The sequence below is a fragment of the Peribacillus sp. P4_D6 genome, assembly GCF_056401795.1.
Map to the genome: position 1 here is coordinate 1 of NZ_JBFUIQ010000383.1, position 726 is coordinate 726.

At 45.3% G+C, this 726-nt stretch carries 1 protein-coding gene; it reads left to right on the forward strand.

Annotation, left to right across the window (positions count from 1 at the left end; genetic code table 11):
• Positions 1 to 510 (forward strand): AMP-binding enzyme (locus tag AC1DVB_RS27755; RefSeq protein ID WP_477592068.1); only part of this gene is annotated, 510 nt, incomplete at its 5' end.
• Between the last annotated feature and the right edge of the window lie 216 nt (positions 511 to 726).

Sequence of the window (726 nt, forward strand, 5' to 3'; positions counted from 1 at the left end):
ATTTATTTCGATACGTATCCTGGCATATGGAAACATGGTGATTGGATAAAGATCGATGACAAGGGCAGCTGTATCATTTATGGACGTTCCGACTCGACCATCAATCGTTCTGGTGTACGGATGGGAACTAGCGATATCTACCGGGTCGTCGAAGCGATAGACGAGGTAATGGAAAGCCTAGTCATTGATAGGGAAGTGCTTGGCCGCGGTTCCTCACTGCTGTTGTTCGTAGTCCTTAAGCCCGGAGAAAGTCTGGATGCAGCATTGACGGCAAAAATCAAGGAACAAATCAGGGGGCATGTATCCCCTCGCTTTATTCCTGACCAAATCCATGTCGTTGAACAAATTCCTAAAACGTTGAACGGAAAGAAAATGGAAGTCCCGATACGTAAAGTATTATTAGGTTTCGAGTTTGATAAAGTAGTGAATGCAGACTCCATGGGAAATCCAGAATCGCTACAGTTTTTTAAAGAATTGGCACTCGAGTTGAATGAGAAAAAAATATTCTAGAATTCAGGCGGAGCAAAAAGCTTCATCACAAACTGTAGACAATCTCGATGAATATCGAGTTTATCTACAGTTTTTTTAGTGTTTTGTGTAATTTATACGTTGATTTCCACTCAAGGCACTTGCTTTCCGCGGGCGGTCCGGGAGCCTCCTCGGCGCGATTGCGCCTGTGGGGTCTCCCCTGGACTCGCTTTTCCCGCAGGAGTCTCGTACCTTCCG